Source organism: Akkermansia sp. JRP_AM1 (assembly GCF_049262625.1).
Classification (GTDB): Bacteria; Verrucomicrobiota; Verrucomicrobiia; order Verrucomicrobiales; family Akkermansiaceae; genus Akkermansia; species Akkermansia massiliensis.
In genome coordinates, this window is sequence record NZ_CP118234.1 from 759,002 (window position 1) to 774,469 (window position 15,468).

At 58.2% G+C, this 15,468-nt stretch carries 14 protein-coding genes, 1 tRNA gene and 1 pseudogene; 5 read left to right on the plus strand and 11 right to left on the minus strand.

The window, feature by feature from the left end; genetic code table 11:
* Nucleotide 1 precedes the first annotated feature (1 nt).
* From PVA48_RS03515 to PVA48_RS03535, 5 genes and pseudogenes are all read right to left on the minus strand, one after another.
* Nucleotides 2–799, minus strand: a complete 798-nt coding sequence (locus PVA48_RS03515; RefSeq protein ID WP_022398147.1) for an ABC transporter ATP-binding protein — start codon at nucleotides 797–799, stop codon at nucleotides 2–4.
* Between the two features lie 99 nt (nucleotides 800–898).
* Nucleotides 899–1,878 (minus strand): annotated as a pseudogene (gene ilvC / locus PVA48_RS03520) (ketol-acid reductoisomerase).
* 504 nt (nucleotides 1,879–2,382) lie between these two features.
* Nucleotides 2,383–2,910 carry a lipocalin family protein gene (locus PVA48_RS03525; protein WP_022398149.1) on the minus strand — a complete coding sequence of 176 codons (528 nt, stop codon included), beginning with the start codon at nucleotides 2,908–2,910 and terminating at the stop codon, nucleotides 2,383–2,385.
* Nucleotides 2,907–3,284 carry a DUF1731 domain-containing protein gene (locus tag PVA48_RS03530; protein ID WP_423232236.1) on the minus strand — a complete coding sequence of 126 codons (378 nt, stop codon included), beginning with the start codon at nucleotides 3,282–3,284 and terminating at the stop codon, nucleotides 2,907–2,909. Before PVA48_RS03530 ends, PVA48_RS03525 begins: the two co-directional genes overlap by 4 nt.
* Nucleotides 3,245–3,775 carry an NAD-dependent epimerase/dehydratase family protein gene (locus tag PVA48_RS03535; RefSeq protein WP_423232237.1) on the minus strand — a complete coding sequence of 177 codons (531 nt, stop codon included), beginning with the start codon at nucleotides 3,773–3,775 and terminating at the stop codon, nucleotides 3,245–3,247. The genes PVA48_RS03530 and PVA48_RS03535 overlap by 40 nt, the downstream gene beginning before the upstream one ends.
* A gap of 262 nt (nucleotides 3,776–4,037) precedes the next feature.
* On the opposite strand from PVA48_RS03535, the gene PVA48_RS03540 reads away from it, so the two are divergent.
* The gene (locus PVA48_RS03540) at nucleotides 4,038–5,090 is read left to right on the plus strand and encodes an SPFH domain-containing protein (protein ID WP_022398151.1); all 1,053 of its coding nucleotides are present in this window, start codon (nucleotides 4,038–4,040) and stop codon (nucleotides 5,088–5,090) included.
* A 36-nt stretch (nucleotides 5,091–5,126) separates the two neighbouring features.
* Here PVA48_RS03540 and PVA48_RS03545 read toward each other — a convergent pair whose 3' ends face one another.
* Entirely contained in the window at nucleotides 5,127–5,810 is a 684-nt protein-coding gene (locus PVA48_RS03545) for a hypothetical protein (protein WP_423232238.1), read from the minus strand.
* Nucleotides 5,811–5,884: 74 nt separating this feature from the next.
* Nucleotides 5,885–6,871, minus strand: a complete 987-nt coding sequence (locus PVA48_RS03550) for a hypothetical protein (RefSeq protein WP_102721255.1) — start codon at nucleotides 6,869–6,871, stop codon at nucleotides 5,885–5,887.
* A gap of 232 nt (nucleotides 6,872–7,103) precedes the next feature.
* On the opposite strand from PVA48_RS03550, the gene PVA48_RS03555 reads away from it, so the two are divergent.
* Nucleotides 7,104–7,598 carry a YbhB/YbcL family Raf kinase inhibitor-like protein gene (locus PVA48_RS03555; protein ID WP_102726516.1) on the plus strand — a complete coding sequence of 165 codons (495 nt, stop codon included), beginning with the start codon at nucleotides 7,104–7,106 and terminating at the stop codon, nucleotides 7,596–7,598.
* 25 nt (nucleotides 7,599–7,623) lie between these two features.
* Here PVA48_RS03555 and PVA48_RS03560 read toward each other — a convergent pair whose 3' ends face one another.
* From PVA48_RS03560 to PVA48_RS03575, 4 genes are all read right to left on the minus strand, one after another.
* Nucleotides 7,624–8,808 carry a DUF418 domain-containing protein gene (locus PVA48_RS03560; RefSeq protein ID WP_102728677.1) on the minus strand — a complete coding sequence of 395 codons (1,185 nt, stop codon included), beginning with the start codon at nucleotides 8,806–8,808 and terminating at the stop codon, nucleotides 7,624–7,626.
* 316 nt (nucleotides 8,809–9,124) lie between these two features.
* On the minus strand, nucleotides 9,125–10,162 hold the full coding sequence (locus PVA48_RS03565; protein ID WP_102728676.1) for a threonine aldolase family protein: 1,038 nt from the start codon (nucleotides 10,160–10,162) through the stop codon (nucleotides 9,125–9,127).
* Nucleotides 10,163–10,341: 179 nt separating this feature from the next.
* The gene (locus tag PVA48_RS03570; protein ID WP_180972870.1) at nucleotides 10,342–11,337 is read right to left on the minus strand and encodes an L-dopachrome tautomerase-related protein; all 996 of its coding nucleotides are present in this window, start codon (nucleotides 11,335–11,337) and stop codon (nucleotides 10,342–10,344) included.
* A gap of 258 nt (nucleotides 11,338–11,595) precedes the next feature.
* Nucleotides 11,596–11,682 (minus strand) — tRNA-Leu (locus PVA48_RS03575).
* 200 nt (nucleotides 11,683–11,882) lie between these two features.
* Here PVA48_RS03575 and PVA48_RS03580 point away from each other — a divergent pair.
* The 3 genes from PVA48_RS03580 to PVA48_RS03590 all read left to right on the plus strand — a co-directional run bounded on the left by PVA48_RS03580 (nucleotide 11,883) and on the right by PVA48_RS03590 (nucleotide 15,156).
* Nucleotides 11,883–12,491: a hypothetical protein gene (locus PVA48_RS03580; RefSeq protein ID WP_423232239.1), complete on the plus strand. Its 609-nt coding sequence runs from the start codon at nucleotides 11,883–11,885 to the stop codon at nucleotides 12,489–12,491.
* A complete protein-coding gene (locus tag PVA48_RS03585) occupies nucleotides 12,392–13,681 on the plus strand; it encodes a potassium transporter TrkG (protein ID WP_251827872.1) in 1,290 nt (429 codons plus the stop codon). The genes PVA48_RS03580 and PVA48_RS03585 overlap by 100 nt, the downstream gene beginning before the upstream one ends.
* Before the next feature lie 137 nt (nucleotides 13,682–13,818).
* On the plus strand, nucleotides 13,819–15,156 hold the full coding sequence (locus tag PVA48_RS03590) for an MATE family efflux transporter (protein ID WP_022398159.1): 1,338 nt from the start codon (nucleotides 13,819–13,821) through the stop codon (nucleotides 15,154–15,156).
* Nucleotides 15,157–15,468 lie beyond the last annotated feature (312 nt).

Sequence of the window (15,468 nt, forward strand, 5' to 3'; positions counted from 1 at the left end):
GTTAGCGAATAACAGTCCAGAGGCGTCCCTTCTCCGTCTTGATCAACTGGATATCCAGTTCAAAGGCGTCCTTTAGATTTTCCTCCGTCAACACCTCGTCCCGGCTTCCGTGGGCCACGATCTCACCGGACTTTAAAATCATGCCGCGGTTGAATACGGGGAGGATGTCTTCAATACGCTGGGTAATGAACACGATGGTCAGGTCAGGCCGCGTCTCCGCCAGTTCCTCAATGGTTTTCAGTAAAAATTCGCGTCCCGCCAGGTCCAGGTAAACGCTGGGTTCGTCCAGGATCATCAGCTCCGGGTTCGTCATCAGCGCCCGTGCAATGAGCACCTTGACCTGTTCTCCGGAAGACATGGCCACCACGGGCCTGTCCATCAAATGCTGCGCCTTCAGGGATTTCATGATCCCGGCGGCTTTCTCTTCCTCTTCCGGCGTCGGCTCCCGCAGAAGGCCAATAGTGCCGTCAGGGCCGGAAAGCACCATGTCGCGCCCGTTCCAGGCGCCGTCCTCCAGCCATTTGTGCATGAACGGGCTCACCCACGCGATGGACTTGCGCAGTTCCAGCAGATTCACGTGCCCGAAGGTCTTGCCCAGCACCTGTACTCTGGCGCCGAAGAGAGGCCATGCAAACCCCATCAGCACCTTGACCAGCGTCGTCTTTCCGGCGCCGTTCGCGCCCAGGATGAAGCAGCGTTCTCCGCGCTGCACCTGCCAGGAAATATTGTGCAGGATTTCGTGGCCGCCCAGGTATACCCTGGCATTCTCCACATTGACGGCCGGCAAGGAATTGTCCATAAACTGAAAAAATAGCGGGCTTCCGCGGAAAGCCCGGGAGTGTCCGGGCCGTTCCTCCGGGATACGGCGGAACGGCCCGTAATCAACGTAAAAGAAACCTTAGTTTCTTTCAAACAGGCTGCGAATCTTGGCGCCCACGATTTCCACCGGGTGCTGGCCCAGGGCTTCGCGCTTGGCCTTGAGGTTGGGAGCACCCTTGGCGGCTTCTTCCAGCCAGTCCTTGGCGAACTTGCCGGATTCAATGCGCTTGAGAGATTCCTTCATGCGTTCCTTCACGTCGGCGGGCAGAATCTGAGGGCCGTTGTAGTACTCGCCGAATTCAGCGGTGTTGGAAATCACGGAGTTCATTTTCTGGATGCCGCCGTTGTAAATCAGGTCCACGATGAGCTTGGCTTCATGCACGCATTCAAAGTAGGCCATTTCCGGCGGATAACCGGCTTCCGTCAGGGTTTCAAAGCCGTATTTCATCAGGTCCACCAGGCCGCCGCACAGCACGTTCTGTTCGCCGAACAGGTCTTCGTACGTTTCCTGGGCCATGGTGCATTCCAGCACGCCGCCGCGGGTCAGGCCCTCAGCCTTGGCCATGGCGAGAGCCACGTCGCGGGCCTTGCCGGAGGGATTCTGGTGCACGGCGATGAGGCCGGGGCAGCCGAAGCCTTCTTCAAACACGCGGCGCACTTCCGTGCCCGGTCCCTTGGGAGCCACCATGATCACGTCCACGTCCGCGGGGGGACGATGGTGTTGAACACGTAGGCAAAGCCGTGGGAGCAGCAAAGCGTCTTGCCGGCCTTCAGGTGGGGCTTGATTTCAGCTTCATACACGGAGCCGTGGCTTTCATCCGGCAGCAGAATGTGGATGATGTCCGCCTTGTCCGCGGCTTCCGCTACGGTCATCACCTGGAACCCGTCCTGGGTGGCGGCGTCAAAAGACTTGCCGGGGCGAACGCCGATAATCACGTTCACACCGGAGTCACGCATGCAAAGTGCCTGGGCGCGGCCCTGGGCGCCATATCCAATCACGGCAACGGTCTTGCCGTTCAATGCGCTGAGATCAGCGGCGTTGTCATGAATAATATCCATTGTTACTCCTTCTTTAAGTAATTCATCCAAACATCCAATGTTTGGATGAATGAGAACATAGCCATCCGCCGCCCGATTGCAAGCGCTTTTCAACGAATGGCTGCGTTTTTTAAATTATGTGCATGGAGACGGGCCCGCTGGAGGGAAGAGCTTGAAAGCAGGAGAATGAAGAAAGGAAGGAGCCCATGGGGGCGCTTACGGGAAATTCCTGACAAGGGCCATGAAACCGCTTTACGGCCGGGCAGCCTTCATGGATGAACCTGTTCCGGAATACAGCGGAGGCATTTTTTACAAGGGCCGGAAGGCCCTTGTTCCCGGCGGATGCCCAGCGGGAAACACGGAGAAAATACGCCTTCCCCCGGACTGGGTAAAAACATCCCTGGGAATGAAGGCCTCCCGGCCTTCACTGCCAAGCGAAGCGGAGGCGTTTTTCCACAAAGGAGCTTGGCTCTTCCATAAAGCCGTTATCCCTACCCCGCACTCCCATTTCAAGAACGGTATCCCTCACAGATCCCGCCCAATGCCATTATCCGTGGAAGCCAGGGAATTGGAGTAAATCAGCTGGGAGGTATCATACCCCAGTTCCTCCGCGCAATGGAGCATCGGCTGAAGCTCTTCATCCCTCAACTGCGGCGTCCGGGCCAGCAGCCACAGGTAATTCAGGGAACCGCCGGAAACCACGGCGCGGCTGTAATCCTCATCCAGAAAGGCCACTTCATACCGGCCGTACACCAGCGGCACGAAGTACACTTTCAAATGATTGGGGGCGTCTCCCACCACAGCCTTCGCATGAGCCTCCTTCCGTTCCCCGGTACGGACGTCATAACCGCTGTTGGTAACGGAAATGGTACCGTTCTCTCCATGGTCATACCGGGCAAGCACCTTGCGAAGCCCGCGCTCAAACCAATTTTCCAGGCGCGCGATTTCGTGCCATTCCCCCAGATAACGTTCCAGATTGAAATCCGGCATGGGGTCGGTTTTGACGGAATGGCCGTGAAACAGGGAAGTAACGATGGTCTGTATGATACTCATGATTTGACAGGGAATGCTTTGTTAAAAAAGGTGCGGATATCCGGATATTGAAACTCAAATCCCTCCCGCATCAGCGTCTCCGGAATGGCGCACTGCCCGTTGGTAATCACCTGGGAGGCTTCCCCCATCAGCAGGCGCAGGACGGCGTCCGGAACATGGATGGACAGGCGGGTGTGGAAATGTTCTGCGGCAGCCTTGTAAAATTCCCGGTTGGTGGTGCGTTCCGGAGCCGTTACATTGACCGGGCCGGAAATGTCCTCCTTCCCCATGATGAAAATCAGGGCATCCACCAGGTCCTCCAGCGCCACCCAGGAAAAGGGATGGTCCGGGTTCCCTACCGCCGCCGTGATGCCGAACCGGGCCGGGCGCACCATTCTGGGGAGCGCTCCCCATCCGGGGAAAGGACTACGCCAAACCGGGTGCGGACCAGCCGCACGGAGTCGTTCACCAGTTCCGCCTCCTTTTCCCAGGCCACGCACAATTCCGCCAGAAAGGAATCCGCCGCCGGATCGTCCTGTTCGCCATGGCAGCCGCCGGCCGGGCTGTAATACCCGACGGCGGAAGTGGAAATCATCACTTCCGGAGGTTCGTGCAGGCGATTGACCGCTTCCACCAGCTTGCGGGTGGTCATAATGCGGCTCTCCACCAGTTCCTGCTTGTAAGCGTCCGTCCACCGCCGGTCGATGGGCGCCCCGGCCAGATTGATGACAGCGCGGCATCCCGCCAGAGCCTCCGCCAGGCAATCCACGCTGTCCTGCGTGAACAGATAGCGCCACAAAGGCGTCACCTGATGCCCGAACACCGCAAGACGGCTGGACAAGTGGCTGCCTATAAATCCGCTGGAACCCGTAATGGCTACATTCATGACTGTAAATCAGATGGCGGCCCGTCTCCGCGGAGGGCGCTCCGGAACACTGCTGGAAATATCCCGCACGGGAACGGACAACCTTTACCGGATAAGACATTTCCACCTCTCTCCTCCGTTCAGCGGAGGACATACTTTGCCGCCTTCCTTTTCCTGAAACGCGCTCTTCACCGGAATTTCCCCTGCGGCCGGACGGAAAAAGAGAACTTGATTTTCACCGGGTGCCTTTTATGTTGGAAACCGTCACAACCACTACTCTCTCATGAATAAAACTCCCAGAACTTTCCTTTCCCTGCTCATTCCCGCCATTGTCATCATTGCTGCGGGTGCGGCGGCCTTCTCCTTTTACAATTTCAGCAACAAGCGCGTGCTGTCCGGTTTTGCCGGCTACGTCTATTCCAAGCCCATTTTCGGCCAGAACAAGTTTGAGGGCATCCTGATCGGGCCATCCTCCACGGGATGGGTATGGCGGAGGGAAGTCAGCAAGGTTTCCATCACGCCGGATACCACGGTGGAGGAATTCGATGCCCGCAACGGCGGCGCCATCCTGGGCAAGGACAAACTGCCCATCTCCTGCAAGGCCTCCCTGGTTTACCGCCTGGACCCGTCCCGAGTGAAGGAATTCATGGAGGATTACGGCGGCATCGCGCAGAGCTCCGGCCGCAATGACGACGAAGTGGCGGACGAGATCATGCTGTTTGCCTACAAGAATTTCATCCAGCAGCCCTTCCGCACCGCCGTACGGGCGGAATTGAGCCAGTACAACGCCCTGGACGCCTCCGGCAGCCTGCAAAAGATTTCCGACAACGTTTACACGCAGTTGAGCAAGCGACTGGACGGCACCCCCTTCATCGTGGATTCCGTAGCCGTGGGAGAAACCAATCCTCCGCAGGCCATCATTGAATCCGTCGTGAAGAAAGTGCAGACCACCCAGGAAAATGAACGGAAGGAGACGGAGCTGCAAATCGCCCGGAAGGACATCGCCATCCAGCGCGCACGCGGGGAGGCGGAAGGAGCCATGAAAATGGAAATAGCGCGCCAGGAAGCGAACGCTAATCTGGCACGCGGCGAGGCGGAAGCCAAAGTCATCGTCATGCAGGGGAAAGCGCGCGCGGAAGCTTCCCTGGAAGCCGCCAGGGCGGAAGCGGCGGGTCTGGCGCTGAAGGAAAAGGCCATGGGGCCGAACGTGCTCCGCGCCAAGGCCTTTGAAAACATGCTGAACAATGCCAAGGTCTACCTTCCCTCCGGCAAGGATGCGGAAGGGAACATGTCCGTGCTGGGCATCCTCAATCTGGACAGGGAGTCTGCCAAATAAGCCTCACTTTCCCCGGCGCTGCCGGAACGGCGGCAGTCATGAAGCGGCGGGACCGGAGATGGAAAAACCGCCCTCCTCCTCTTCCCCGGCAAATTCATGCTTGAGCATGAACAAGCCGCACATGTTCATCAGCACGCAGGCGACATACAGCTTCACGGGCGCCATGGCAAAATCCATCAGAAACCCGGAAGGAAGGCTCAGAATCACCCATCCCCCCGCGCAGATGGCGCCGAGCAGCCCGGCATAGGGAAGAGGCGCCTTTCTGACAAGCCCCCACCAGCCCGCGGGAGAAAGCCCGGAAAAACTTTCCAGCACGGAAGTCCTCATGAAAACGCCCGGGAAATAAGCTGCACCCGCCGCAATGAACAGCCAGATAAGGGGGCTGTCCATGTCCCAGTCCATCACTCCCAGATAAATGACCAGAGGCAGGAAGGAGACTGCCATGCACATCACCAGCCGGATGTAAGGCATCATCAGATTGTCCAGCCATTCCTCCAACTCCGGAAAGAGGCAGATTTCCTCCTCCCCCATGGCGGACCGCTGCACCATCTTCATGAAAAAGGCGCACATGAACGGTTGCAGGAAACAAAAAATGGCAATCCAGCCGATGAGGGGCGCCCAGGCCGCCAGGAACATGGCCCATACAATGAGGACGGCAAAGGCAAAAACCATGGGCCTTCCACGGAAAGGATAGCCCAGAGAAGAGAGATAGTCGGACATTCAAAAATGTTAGAGCATTCCATTCACACCGTCAACGTCTTATTGCCGCTCTAACAAAATAGTTCCTCCTTGTTTCAGGAATAAAAATTCTCCACGGTCCGGACGACGCGCTCCATGTCCTGCGGCCCGCAGCGCTGGTCCACGGGAAGCGGCAGAAGATGCAGCGCCAGCTTCCGTTCCAGGCTGCCCTCCGGGGCCTGTTCCAGCACCTCCGGCCACAGCAGGGGAACCAGGATGCGTTCATCAATCAGCACATTCCTCAGCTCGGGAAAAGCCGTCCAAAACGGATAGCAAAATGGAGCGGACAAGGAATCCGGCTCCACGGAAAGGCGGTTCAGATGTCCCAGCCTTTCGTGCAGAAACAGGAAATTGTCCATGCGGCGCAATCGCGCCTGCTCGTAATCAATTCCGCGCATTAACCGCTCCGTCAGACGGGACATTTTCCGCAGGGGGGCGTTTTCCAGCCTCCGTTCGTTCCGTCCGCAGGCGGCGGAAGCCCTTTCCGGCCCACGTTCCAGGCATCCCAGCAGAAAGGCGGCATCCGGCAGAGACTCATCCCGTTCCTCCGGTTCCGGCAGCGGCTGGTCTGCGTCCATGACGGCGATTCCCCCGTCCGGAAGGCCGGAAAACTTGCGCGGACTGTACAGGGACGCCACGCCGGGACGGGCGGGAGAATACAAGGCCAGCGCATTGTCCACAACCAGCCTGCCGCCATACCGGGAGGCCAGCCGGTCCACGTACTTCTCCTTGATGCCGAAGTAGTTTGTATACAGCAGGAATTCTCCTTCCTCCAGCTCCGGCAATTCTTCCGGCTCCAGATGCCCGTCAATGCGGTAAGGAATAACGGGAATGTGAAGCCGTTCCATCGGTTCCAGCACCGTTCCGCACGTATAAAGGGGCACGTGGACACGGCGCACGCCCCCCAGGCGGCGCAGGATATACTCCAAAGCGCGCCTGCCGGAATTCACGGCCACGCTCCGGCCGGGATGCCACTGAGGGAAATTGCCGTATTCCGGCAATTCCAGGCCGAAAAAGCCGCCGATGTCCGTCCGCCCTTCCATACGCCACGCAATACTACATCTCCCTTTCAAAGGAAAGCGCCATCTGGAACGGCACCCTTTCCCGTACCAGGGAACCAACCGAACACGACTGGAAGGAAAAAATCAACAAGGAATGAATCTGGAGCATCCGGGAGAAAGCCGCCGGACAGCCCGGCAGCAAGCCCCTCCACACAATCTCCTGAACCCTTCCCCTCATTTTGAACGAACAACACTGAAATAAAATCCTGACCTTATGCCTTCATCATTTACACTCCACAGCAAGGACCTGGGCGGCGTTGCCACGCCTGTCCACCGGCACACCAGCATAGGCGGCGGCAATCAGTCCCCCGAGCTCTTCTGGACCAATCCGCCGGAAGGAACAAAAAGCTTTGCCGTTACCATCCATGACCGGGACGCGCCTACCGGAAGCGGATTCTGGCACTGGCTGGCCGTCAACATTCCCGCCTCCGTCAGGGAACTGCACGCGGATGCCGGAAATCCGGCCACCCGCCTGATGCCGGAGCAGGCGGTCCAAATTCGCAATGACGCCGGATTCGCGGGCTACAGCGGCAGCTTCCCTCCCCCGGGCCACGGGTGGCACCTGTACCTGGTCACCGTTTATGCGCTGGATACGGCATCGCTGCCCGTGGCTCCGGATACCCCGGCCGCCCAGGTAGGCTTCCAGCTCTGGCAGCACACGCTGGAAAAAGCGTCCCTCGTCTTTTACGACCAGGTACCGGCAAAATAACCTGTACCGGAGAAAATCACCGTTTCTACCGGGCTTCCGGCTTGGCCGCCTTTCCGGCGCCCAGCCAGGTTGCCCGGTGCCACAGCCCTTCCAGCACCCCGTAACGGTGCCGCTCCAGCCACCAGCGGCAGAACCATATCTGCCCGGCCATGGCGGCGCAGCCGATTGTAAAGCTGGCCAGATACCCGCAATAAGGAGCCAGCCCCAGCGCGTACGGGAAGAAAATCAGGGAGCCTATCAGAGACTGGGAGACATAGTTGGTCAGGCTCATGCGTCCATAAGTCAGCAGAGGAACCGTCACTTTCCTGAAATATTCCAGCCGGTACAGCAGGACGAACCCGGCTACCCACACGCCGGTAAAGCAGACATTGTGCCACATGGTGAACACGGTGTGCACCGGGGCAGGCAAATCCGGCAGGGACATCACCACATAAAACGCCACGGCTCCGGCCAGGGAAAGAAGCATCCCCCGGGTCCAGAACATGGCATTCCGGTCATTCTGCAAAAAGAAATCCTGCCGCCCCAGCACGAACCCCAGCAGAAACAGTCCCGGAGCCTGCATCAGGCGCCCCGCCTCAATGCCCCAGGCCAGGCTTGCCCACTGCCCCACCGTCAGGTTCTCCCACGCCATCAGCCAGAAATTGCCCGTATCCACAGCCGTTTTCAGGGCAGCGTACGATTCCGCAACAGCCAGGGAGGGAGGCGCCCAGGCCGGACTCACCCACTGCGCTGCCGCATACGCCCATTCCAGGGGCTGGGCCAGGAAGAACAGGGATAATACCACCAGAGTGGAAGTCTTCAGCCGGCGGCACGGCACCAGGAGCAGCCCTGCGATGGCGAAGGTCAGCAGCACGTCTCCGCCCGGAAAAAACACCGCATTCATGCAGGCGAACACCGCCAGCAGGCACATGCGCCAGACAAACCTGCCCGCAAAGTCACGGCCCTTCCGGGCCTGGTTGCGGTACTGGATGGCAAAGGTGAACCCGAACAACAGGGCGAAAATGGTGTAGGACTTTCCGGCAAACAGGAAGAAAAAAGCGTCCTTGAACTGCTGGTTGGCCGCCTCCATCACCGGGGAGGAAGCCACGGGATAGGAATTGTAGATGAAATGTTCCAGAAAATGCAGCAGCATGATTGCCATCACGGCAAAACCGCGCAGGGCGTCCACCACATAAATGCGTTTGCTGTCGGGAGAGAGTAAGGGTTCCATGGCTATGATAGTACGGCGTACGGAACGCCTCTGTTTCAACAGAAGCCACCTATACACCATGAAAAAGCCTTTTACAGCCAAAATCGCAGCCGGAGCATCCTTCCGGAAAATTTATTCCATGCCGGGCGGAGGACGCGTCCCCCCGGCCATGGTTGCTGCACGGTCAAGGACATATCCGTGCCATCCCCGCCCTTCCGCATTCCGGAAAGCTCAATACCGCTTCCCAGGGATGAGCCGGAGAACAATCTTCCCCCTGCCCCCGCAGACAATGAAACCCGGTGCAGGTACCCCGGCGCTCCCCGGAAACGGGAACACCTCAGCACAAACGGCCGATATCTGCCATCAACTCCCGCACGTCTTCCTCCCGCGTGGCCCAGCTCGTGCAGAAACGCACGGTACTGTGGGAGGGGTCCTCCCGGCGCAGGTAGGCAAAGCCGTACTTCTTCCCCAACTCATCCAGGACGTAATCGGGCATCGTGACGAACTGCTGGTTCGTCCCGCTGGCAACGGGGAGCGCCAGTCCCCTGGCGCGGCAGAAATCCCGGAGCATCACGGCCAGACGGTCCGCGTGGGCCCCCAGGCGGAAATAAAGGCCGTCACGGAACAGCTCCAGAAACTGGATGCCCAGAAGCCTCCCTTTCGCGAGCCGGCCGCCCTTCTGCTTGGCAATGTAGCGGAAATCCTCCTTCAGGGCATCATGGCGCAGCACCAGGGCTTCCCCGAACAGGGCGCCGACCTTCGTGCCGCCGATGTAAAAGGCGTCGCAGAGGGAGGCAATTGCCGGCAGATCCAAATCATTGCCTTCATCGCACAAGCCGTAGCCGAGGCGCGCGCCGTCCATATACAGGTACAGCCCCCGGCGGCGGCAGACTTCGGAAATCTCCTGAAGTTCCCTCCGGGAATAAATGGTCCCCAGCTCCGTCGGCTGGGAAATATAAACCATCCGGGGCTGAGGCATGTGTTCATGGGTTTCGTCGTCCCAATGGGCGTGCCACGCATCCTCAATCTGCCGGGCCGTCAGCTTCCCGTCCAGGGATGGAATGGCGGAAACCTTGTGGCCGCACGCCTCCACCGCTCCCGACTCATGGACGTTGATATGGCCCGCATCCGCGCACAGCACGCATTGATGGGGGCGCAAGGCCGCCGCAATCACCGTGAAATTGGTCTGGGTTCCTCCAATGAGGAAATGAATGTCCAGGTCCGTTCTGCCGCACAAATTAGCGATCAGCTCCCGGGCCCGGTCGCAATAGGGGTCCTCCCCATACCCGGCTGTCTGTTCCATATTCGTTTCCGCCAGCCTGCGGAGAATATCCGCATGGGCGCCTTCACTGTAGTCACAGTTGAAAAGAATCATTGCCTTCCTGAAAAACGCGGGGACTGTAGCCCGGGGCGCCTGTCATGTAAAGGAAGATGAAGAATACCTCCGGAACAGGGGCAAGCCACGTCGCGGTTCCGGCGGAGGGCGGCAGGGCGCAAGCGGTTTCACGGCACAGATGCCGGAGGCTCAGCCATCCTCCGCTCCGCCCAGGCCGCTTATTCCGGCAGCTTCACCCTTTTCAGCGTAAACTCCATCTTGGAAATATCCCCGCTGGCTTCCTGAATGCGGGAATTGGTGAAATACAGGTACCCGTCATGAATGCTGAACGTGTCCGGCCAGCTGATTCCGTCCCCGGAAGCCAGAACCTTGATCTCCTTGCGGTCCGGAGTGAGATAGACAATGCGGTTCTCTTCCAGGTCCCCCATGTAAAGGTTGCCCCGGTCGTCCATGATCATGCCGTCCGGGGAAGGCGTTTTCATGGAAAAAATCCTGCTTTCATCCACCTTCCGGTCAATCAGTTGGCGGGTGGGTATTCCATACAGGGTTTTACCCGTCAGGGCGTGGAAATACAGGATGCCGTTCTTCCGGTCCAGGGCAATCCCGTCGGCATGGACTTTTCCGTCATGCCTCTTCCCCTCAACGGTGACATGGTCCTGTTCCGCCGTCGTATAGGGGTGATGGTCCAGCATTCGATAATTCTCTCCGCTCTTCATGTCCAGGACGATCAACCCCGGATCGTTGGAATCCGTAAAATAAATTTTGCCATGCTCACGGTCCACGCGCAGGTCATTAACATAGGAATCCGGGCTGGTGGATTCCGCCAGGGGATACTTCCTGACAAGCTTGTCCGTATTGAGGTCATACACGTACAATGCAGGAACGGCGACAGTCTTGCCGATCATGGGATTCTTCGTATCAATCACATAAAGCCTGTCTCCGTCCGCAACCACGGACTGCACGCACACAAACGCATCTCCGTCTCCGGGCATTCCCTTCTCCCACCGGTTGGTTTTCTCATCCGGATAAGGGGTATAGCTGCCGTCCTTGCGGACCTCCGCCACGGAGCACGGAATCTGCTCCCGCCAGCGGGGAAAATTGACAAAAATCCTGCCCTTGTCCGACACCGTTACTCCGGTCACCTGCGCCCCCTTGAACGAGGCGACGTCCTCAATCTTCGCCTCCGCACGCCCGGCCGGAGCAAACGCGCACATGAGGAATAAAACAACGGAAGCGGAAAAGAAAAAACATTTAACGGGGAACATGGGATTTTAATTTCTCTATTGACTGCAAGACAATACTGAGGCGCTCCGCGTTCATTCCCCGCGGGCGCAGCTTTCCTCGCAGCACCACTCCCGTCATTTGCAAAAAAAATGCCCCGTTTTCCCGCACCTGATGCCATTTTGAATGGAAACCGCTATCCTCAAGAAACCAGTAAGGCCGTGCAAGCAGTTAACTTGCACGGCCTTGTTTGGTGCGCCCGAAAGGACTCGAACCTTCACGGGGGAACCCCCACTAGAACCTGAATCTAGCGCGTCTACCAATTCCGCCACGAGCGCACATGGTTTGGTAAGAACGGGGGTTATTATGCACAGCGGCGGCGGATTGGCAACTATTTTCCTGCACATGAAAGAAAATATTTTCCAGGGCCTCTTTCCCCCGGCAACCGGGACGGCATGGAAACGATATAAGGGCTTCTCAAATCCTTCCGTATGCAGTAGTCTCCCCTCAGCATCAGAGGCACCACCATTTCAGGCTTGTGAATGAGACGAGGGAAAAACCGCTATTGAACCGTTTTGAGGTCATGGAAATGGGGTTCGGCCTGTGTACGCTGGCCGCCCTGATGTGGCTGCTGTGGTGGAACGGTTTCGGAGAAATTCATGAGGACCAGCTTTCCCTGCGTTATTTCCGGGAAATCCTGTCCCTGCTGGTGCTCGGCCAGCTTACCGGAGTTCTCGGCATCCTGCGGGAAAAGTGGCTTGCCAAGTCCATCCGGAACCCGCGGTGGATGGAACTGGGGCTGGGCCTCCTTATCCTGGTCATGCTGGCCGGGAATTTTTTCAATTCCACCTTTATTTCCAGAATAGAGCTTCAGAATATTTTCCGCGCCCTCTGCCTCTGCTACGGAGCGGCTCCCCTGCTGAACCTGAAGGAGTATTTTTTCCGCCTGGCCCGCCGGAACCGGGGGTTCCACCTGCCGCGCATCCGCCCGGCCCTGCTTTTCCTGCTCACGCTGATTGCCTTCATTACGCTGGGGGAACCCTCCTCATGTCGCCCGGCGCTACCAAGGACGGCATCATTCTTTCCCCTACGGACGCCTATTTCATCAGCACCAGCGCCGTCTGCGTCACGGGGCTCGTGCCCCTGAACGTCCATGAGCATTTCACCAATTACGGGCAGACCATTTTGCTGGTGCTTTTCCAGGTAGGCGCTTTCGGCATCATGACGTTCACTTATTTCGTCTCCCTGATGGTGGGCCAGGGCCTGAGCCTGCGTTCCAAGGTGACCATCAGCAACCTGCTGGATGAAGAGGGCATCGCCCAGGTGGACCGGTTCATCAAGAACATCATTGCCGTCACGTTCGGGGTGGAGGCACTGGGAGCCATAGCCCTTTATTTTTCCTGGAGGAACGTACCGGGGCTGGAGGGGGACACGCTCTGGTGGTACGCCGTGTTCCATTCCGTTTCCGGCTTCTGCAACGCAGGGTTCAGCCTGTTTGCGGACAACCTGGCTACGCCGGATGTGGCCTACAATATGGGCGGCCAGATTACCATCATGGTGATGGTGCTCTGCGGCAGCCTGGGGTTTGCGATGTACCTGGAGATCGTCCGCCGCGCCAGGGTGGCCCTGGGCTGGGACAGCCGGAACACTATCAGCCGCCACTGGTCCACGTACAGCTGGCTGGTCGTGCGCATGACCGCCGCGCTGGTGCTGGGCGGCGGATTGATCCTGTTCCTGATCAAGGCGATTGACGGCAGCCTGTTCACTTCTGCCGATCCTTGGTACTGGATTCTGTGGGAAAGCCTGTTCAACGCCACGGCGCGCACCGCCGGGTTCAATATTTCAGACATGGCGCTCAACAGCGTCCCGTACGCCCTGTTCCTGGGGGCGCTCATGTTCATCGGCGGCAATCCCGGTTCCACGACGGGGGGCGTCCATACCACCGCGTTCGCCGTTTCCTGCGGGGAGGTGGCGCGCATCTTGCAGGGCAAGCAGGACGTGGTGATGCACAAGCGCCGGATTGCCCGCAGCGTGGTGGAGCGCGCCGTCATCACCGTTATCCTGGCCGGGGCCTGGGTAGGCATGATGACCACGGTCATGTGTTTTGCGGAACCGGGACTGAGCCTGGAACGCCTGTTTTTCGAGGTGGTCAGCTCCTTCGCCACGGTAGGTTTTTCCTGGAACGTCACGCCGGAACTCAGCGATGCGGGCAAATGGATTATCGTGTTTAACATGATCGTGGGCCGCGTGGGCATGGTGGCATTCGTGCTGGCGTTCATGAAACAGCCCAGCAAGTCTCCGCTGCGGTATCCGGAGACCAGGCTTCCCCTCAGCTGACCCGCGGTTTTTCTCCGTTTTTCATGACATGCACGGAGACAAACGCATTTCTTTCTTGCATGAAAACGGTTTGAGTCAAGAATGCCGGACCTTTAGCGCCTGCTCCCGGCAGATCATGCCCGCGGGACGCCCTTGTTATGAATAATCCCTCCTTTATTTCCTATCAAAAGATATGGCTCATGTCGTATCCCCTCATGATCAGCCTGATCATTGAGCACATGATCGGCCTGACGGACGCCATTTTCCTGGGCCGCGTGGGGGATGTGGCGCTGGGAGCGTGCGCCCTGGGCGGCGTGTATTACATGGCCATGTTCATGCTGGCTTTCGGCTTCGGATTCGGGGCGCAAATCATCATTGCGCGCCGCAACGGGGAACGCCGTTACAACCGCATTGGACCCACCATGATCCAGGGTTGTTATTTCATGCTGGCCCTGGCGGTGGTTCTGTTCACCGCCTCCCAATATTTTTCGCCCATCATCCTGCGGGATATCATCGAGTCCCCGCAGGTTTACGACGCCACGGCGGATTACCTGCACTGGCGCACCTACGGCATCTTTTTCTCCTTCCTCTGCGTGATGTTCCGCGCTTATTACGTGGGGATTACCCAAACGAAGATTCTGACGATCAATTCCGTCGTGATGCTCCTGAGCAACGTGGTGCTGAATTACTGCCTCATTTTCGGGAAAGGCGGCTTTCCCGTCATGGGCATCGCCGGGGCGGCCATTGCCTCCAGCGTGTCGGAGGCCGTTTCCCTCCTCTTTTTCATCATTTACACGGGCACGACGGCAGACAAGCGGAAGTACGGCTTCCGCCGGGCGTTCACGTTCCGTCCCCATCTGCTGAAAGGCATGCTGTCCATTTCCGGCTGGACCATGGTGCAGTCCTTCATTTCCGTCTCCATCTGGTTCATCTTTTTCCTGGCGATTGAACACCTGGGGGAACGCCCCCTGGCCGTGACCAACATCGTGCGCAATATTTCCGCGCTGCTCATCATGGTGATCAGCGCCTTCGCCACCACGGCGGGGGCCCTCATCAGCAACCAGATCGGCGCGGGGGAACAGCGCTATCTGTTCAGAACCTGCGGGATGACGCTTAACCTGACGTATGCCATCCTGGTTCCGCTGCTTGTTATCCTGTGCCTGTTCCCGGAACCCGTTCTCAGAGTTTTCACGGATAATCCGTCCCTGATTGCCGCCAGCATTAATTCCGTTTATGTGATGTCCACCTCCACCCTGATCATGGCTCCGGCATTCATCCTGTTTAATGCCGTATCCGGCACGGGCAACACGAAGGCGGGCTTCATCATGGAGATGATTTCCCTGACTGTTTACACCGCCGCCGTTTATTACATCGTCATCAGGCTCAAGCCTGACGTGGCTCTCTGCTGGTTCTCCGAACACGTTTACGGCATTGCCCTGATAGCACTGGCGTGGTGGTACCTGAAGAGCGGAAAATGGCGCGGCAAGAAGGTATAAACAGGAATACGGCAAAAACGCAACCCTTCCCTGCTTTTTTCCACCGTAAAAGGCGGCGGCATCCATGCCCATGACGTTCCTTGATGAGAGCGGCATGGATGGAGGAGTGTCCATCCCGCCCCAGTCAAGCAAACCGGGTTCAACCCGTTTCCCTCATCCATGTCCCGGATAAAAAAGTCCAGCCATTCACAGACGCCGGAAGAATAGACCGATTCGCTCCCATTCAGGAAGAACCTTTAAGCGTGAAACAGGGGTTTTCCATTCTTCAAATCAGGGGAAAACGACGCCAGCGCATTTCCGGAACGGCCTTTC

Coding starts and splice junctions, on each gene's coding strand:
- PVA48_RS03540 (WP_022398151.1), top strand. CDS start 4,038: ATGAATAAAACTCCCAGAACTTTCCTTTCCCTGCTCATTCCCGCCATT.
- PVA48_RS03590 (WP_022398159.1), top strand. CDS start 13,819: ATGAATAATCCCTCCTTTATTTCCTATCAAAAGATATGGCTCATGTCG.
- PVA48_RS03585 (WP_251827872.1), top strand. CDS start 12,392: ATGTCGCCCGGCGCTACCAAGGACGGCATCATTCTTTCCCCTACGGAC.
- PVA48_RS03535 (WP_423232237.1), bottom strand. CDS start 3,775: ATGAATGTAGCCATTACGGGTTCCAGCGGATTTATAGGCAGCCACTTG.
- PVA48_RS03530 (WP_423232236.1), bottom strand. CDS start 3,284: ATGGTGCGCCCGGCCCGGTTCGGCATCACGGCGGCGGTAGGGAACCCG.
- PVA48_RS03555 (WP_102726516.1), top strand. CDS start 7,104: ATGCCTTCATCATTTACACTCCACAGCAAGGACCTGGGCGGCGTTGCC.
- PVA48_RS03550 (WP_102721255.1), bottom strand. CDS start 6,871: ATGGAAGGGCGGACGGACATCGGCGGCTTTTTCGGCCTGGAATTGCCG.
- PVA48_RS03560 (WP_102728677.1), bottom strand. CDS start 8,808: ATGGAACCCTTACTCTCTCCCGACAGCAAACGCATTTATGTGGTGGAC.
- PVA48_RS03545 (WP_423232238.1), bottom strand. CDS start 5,810: ATGTCCGACTATCTCTCTTCTCTGGGCTATCCTTTCCGTGGAAGGCCC.
- PVA48_RS03570 (WP_180972870.1), bottom strand. CDS start 11,337: ATGTGCGCGTTTGCTCCGGCCGGGCGTGCGGAGGCGAAGATTGAGGAC.
- PVA48_RS03525 (WP_022398149.1), bottom strand. CDS start 2,910: ATGAGTATCATACAGACCATCGTTACTTCCCTGTTTCACGGCCATTCC.
- PVA48_RS03515 (WP_022398147.1), bottom strand. CDS start 799: ATGGACAATTCCTTGCCGGCCGTCAATGTGGAGAATGCCAGGGTATAC.
- PVA48_RS03565 (WP_102728676.1), bottom strand. CDS start 10,162: ATGATTCTTTTCAACTGTGACTACAGTGAAGGCGCCCATGCGGATATT.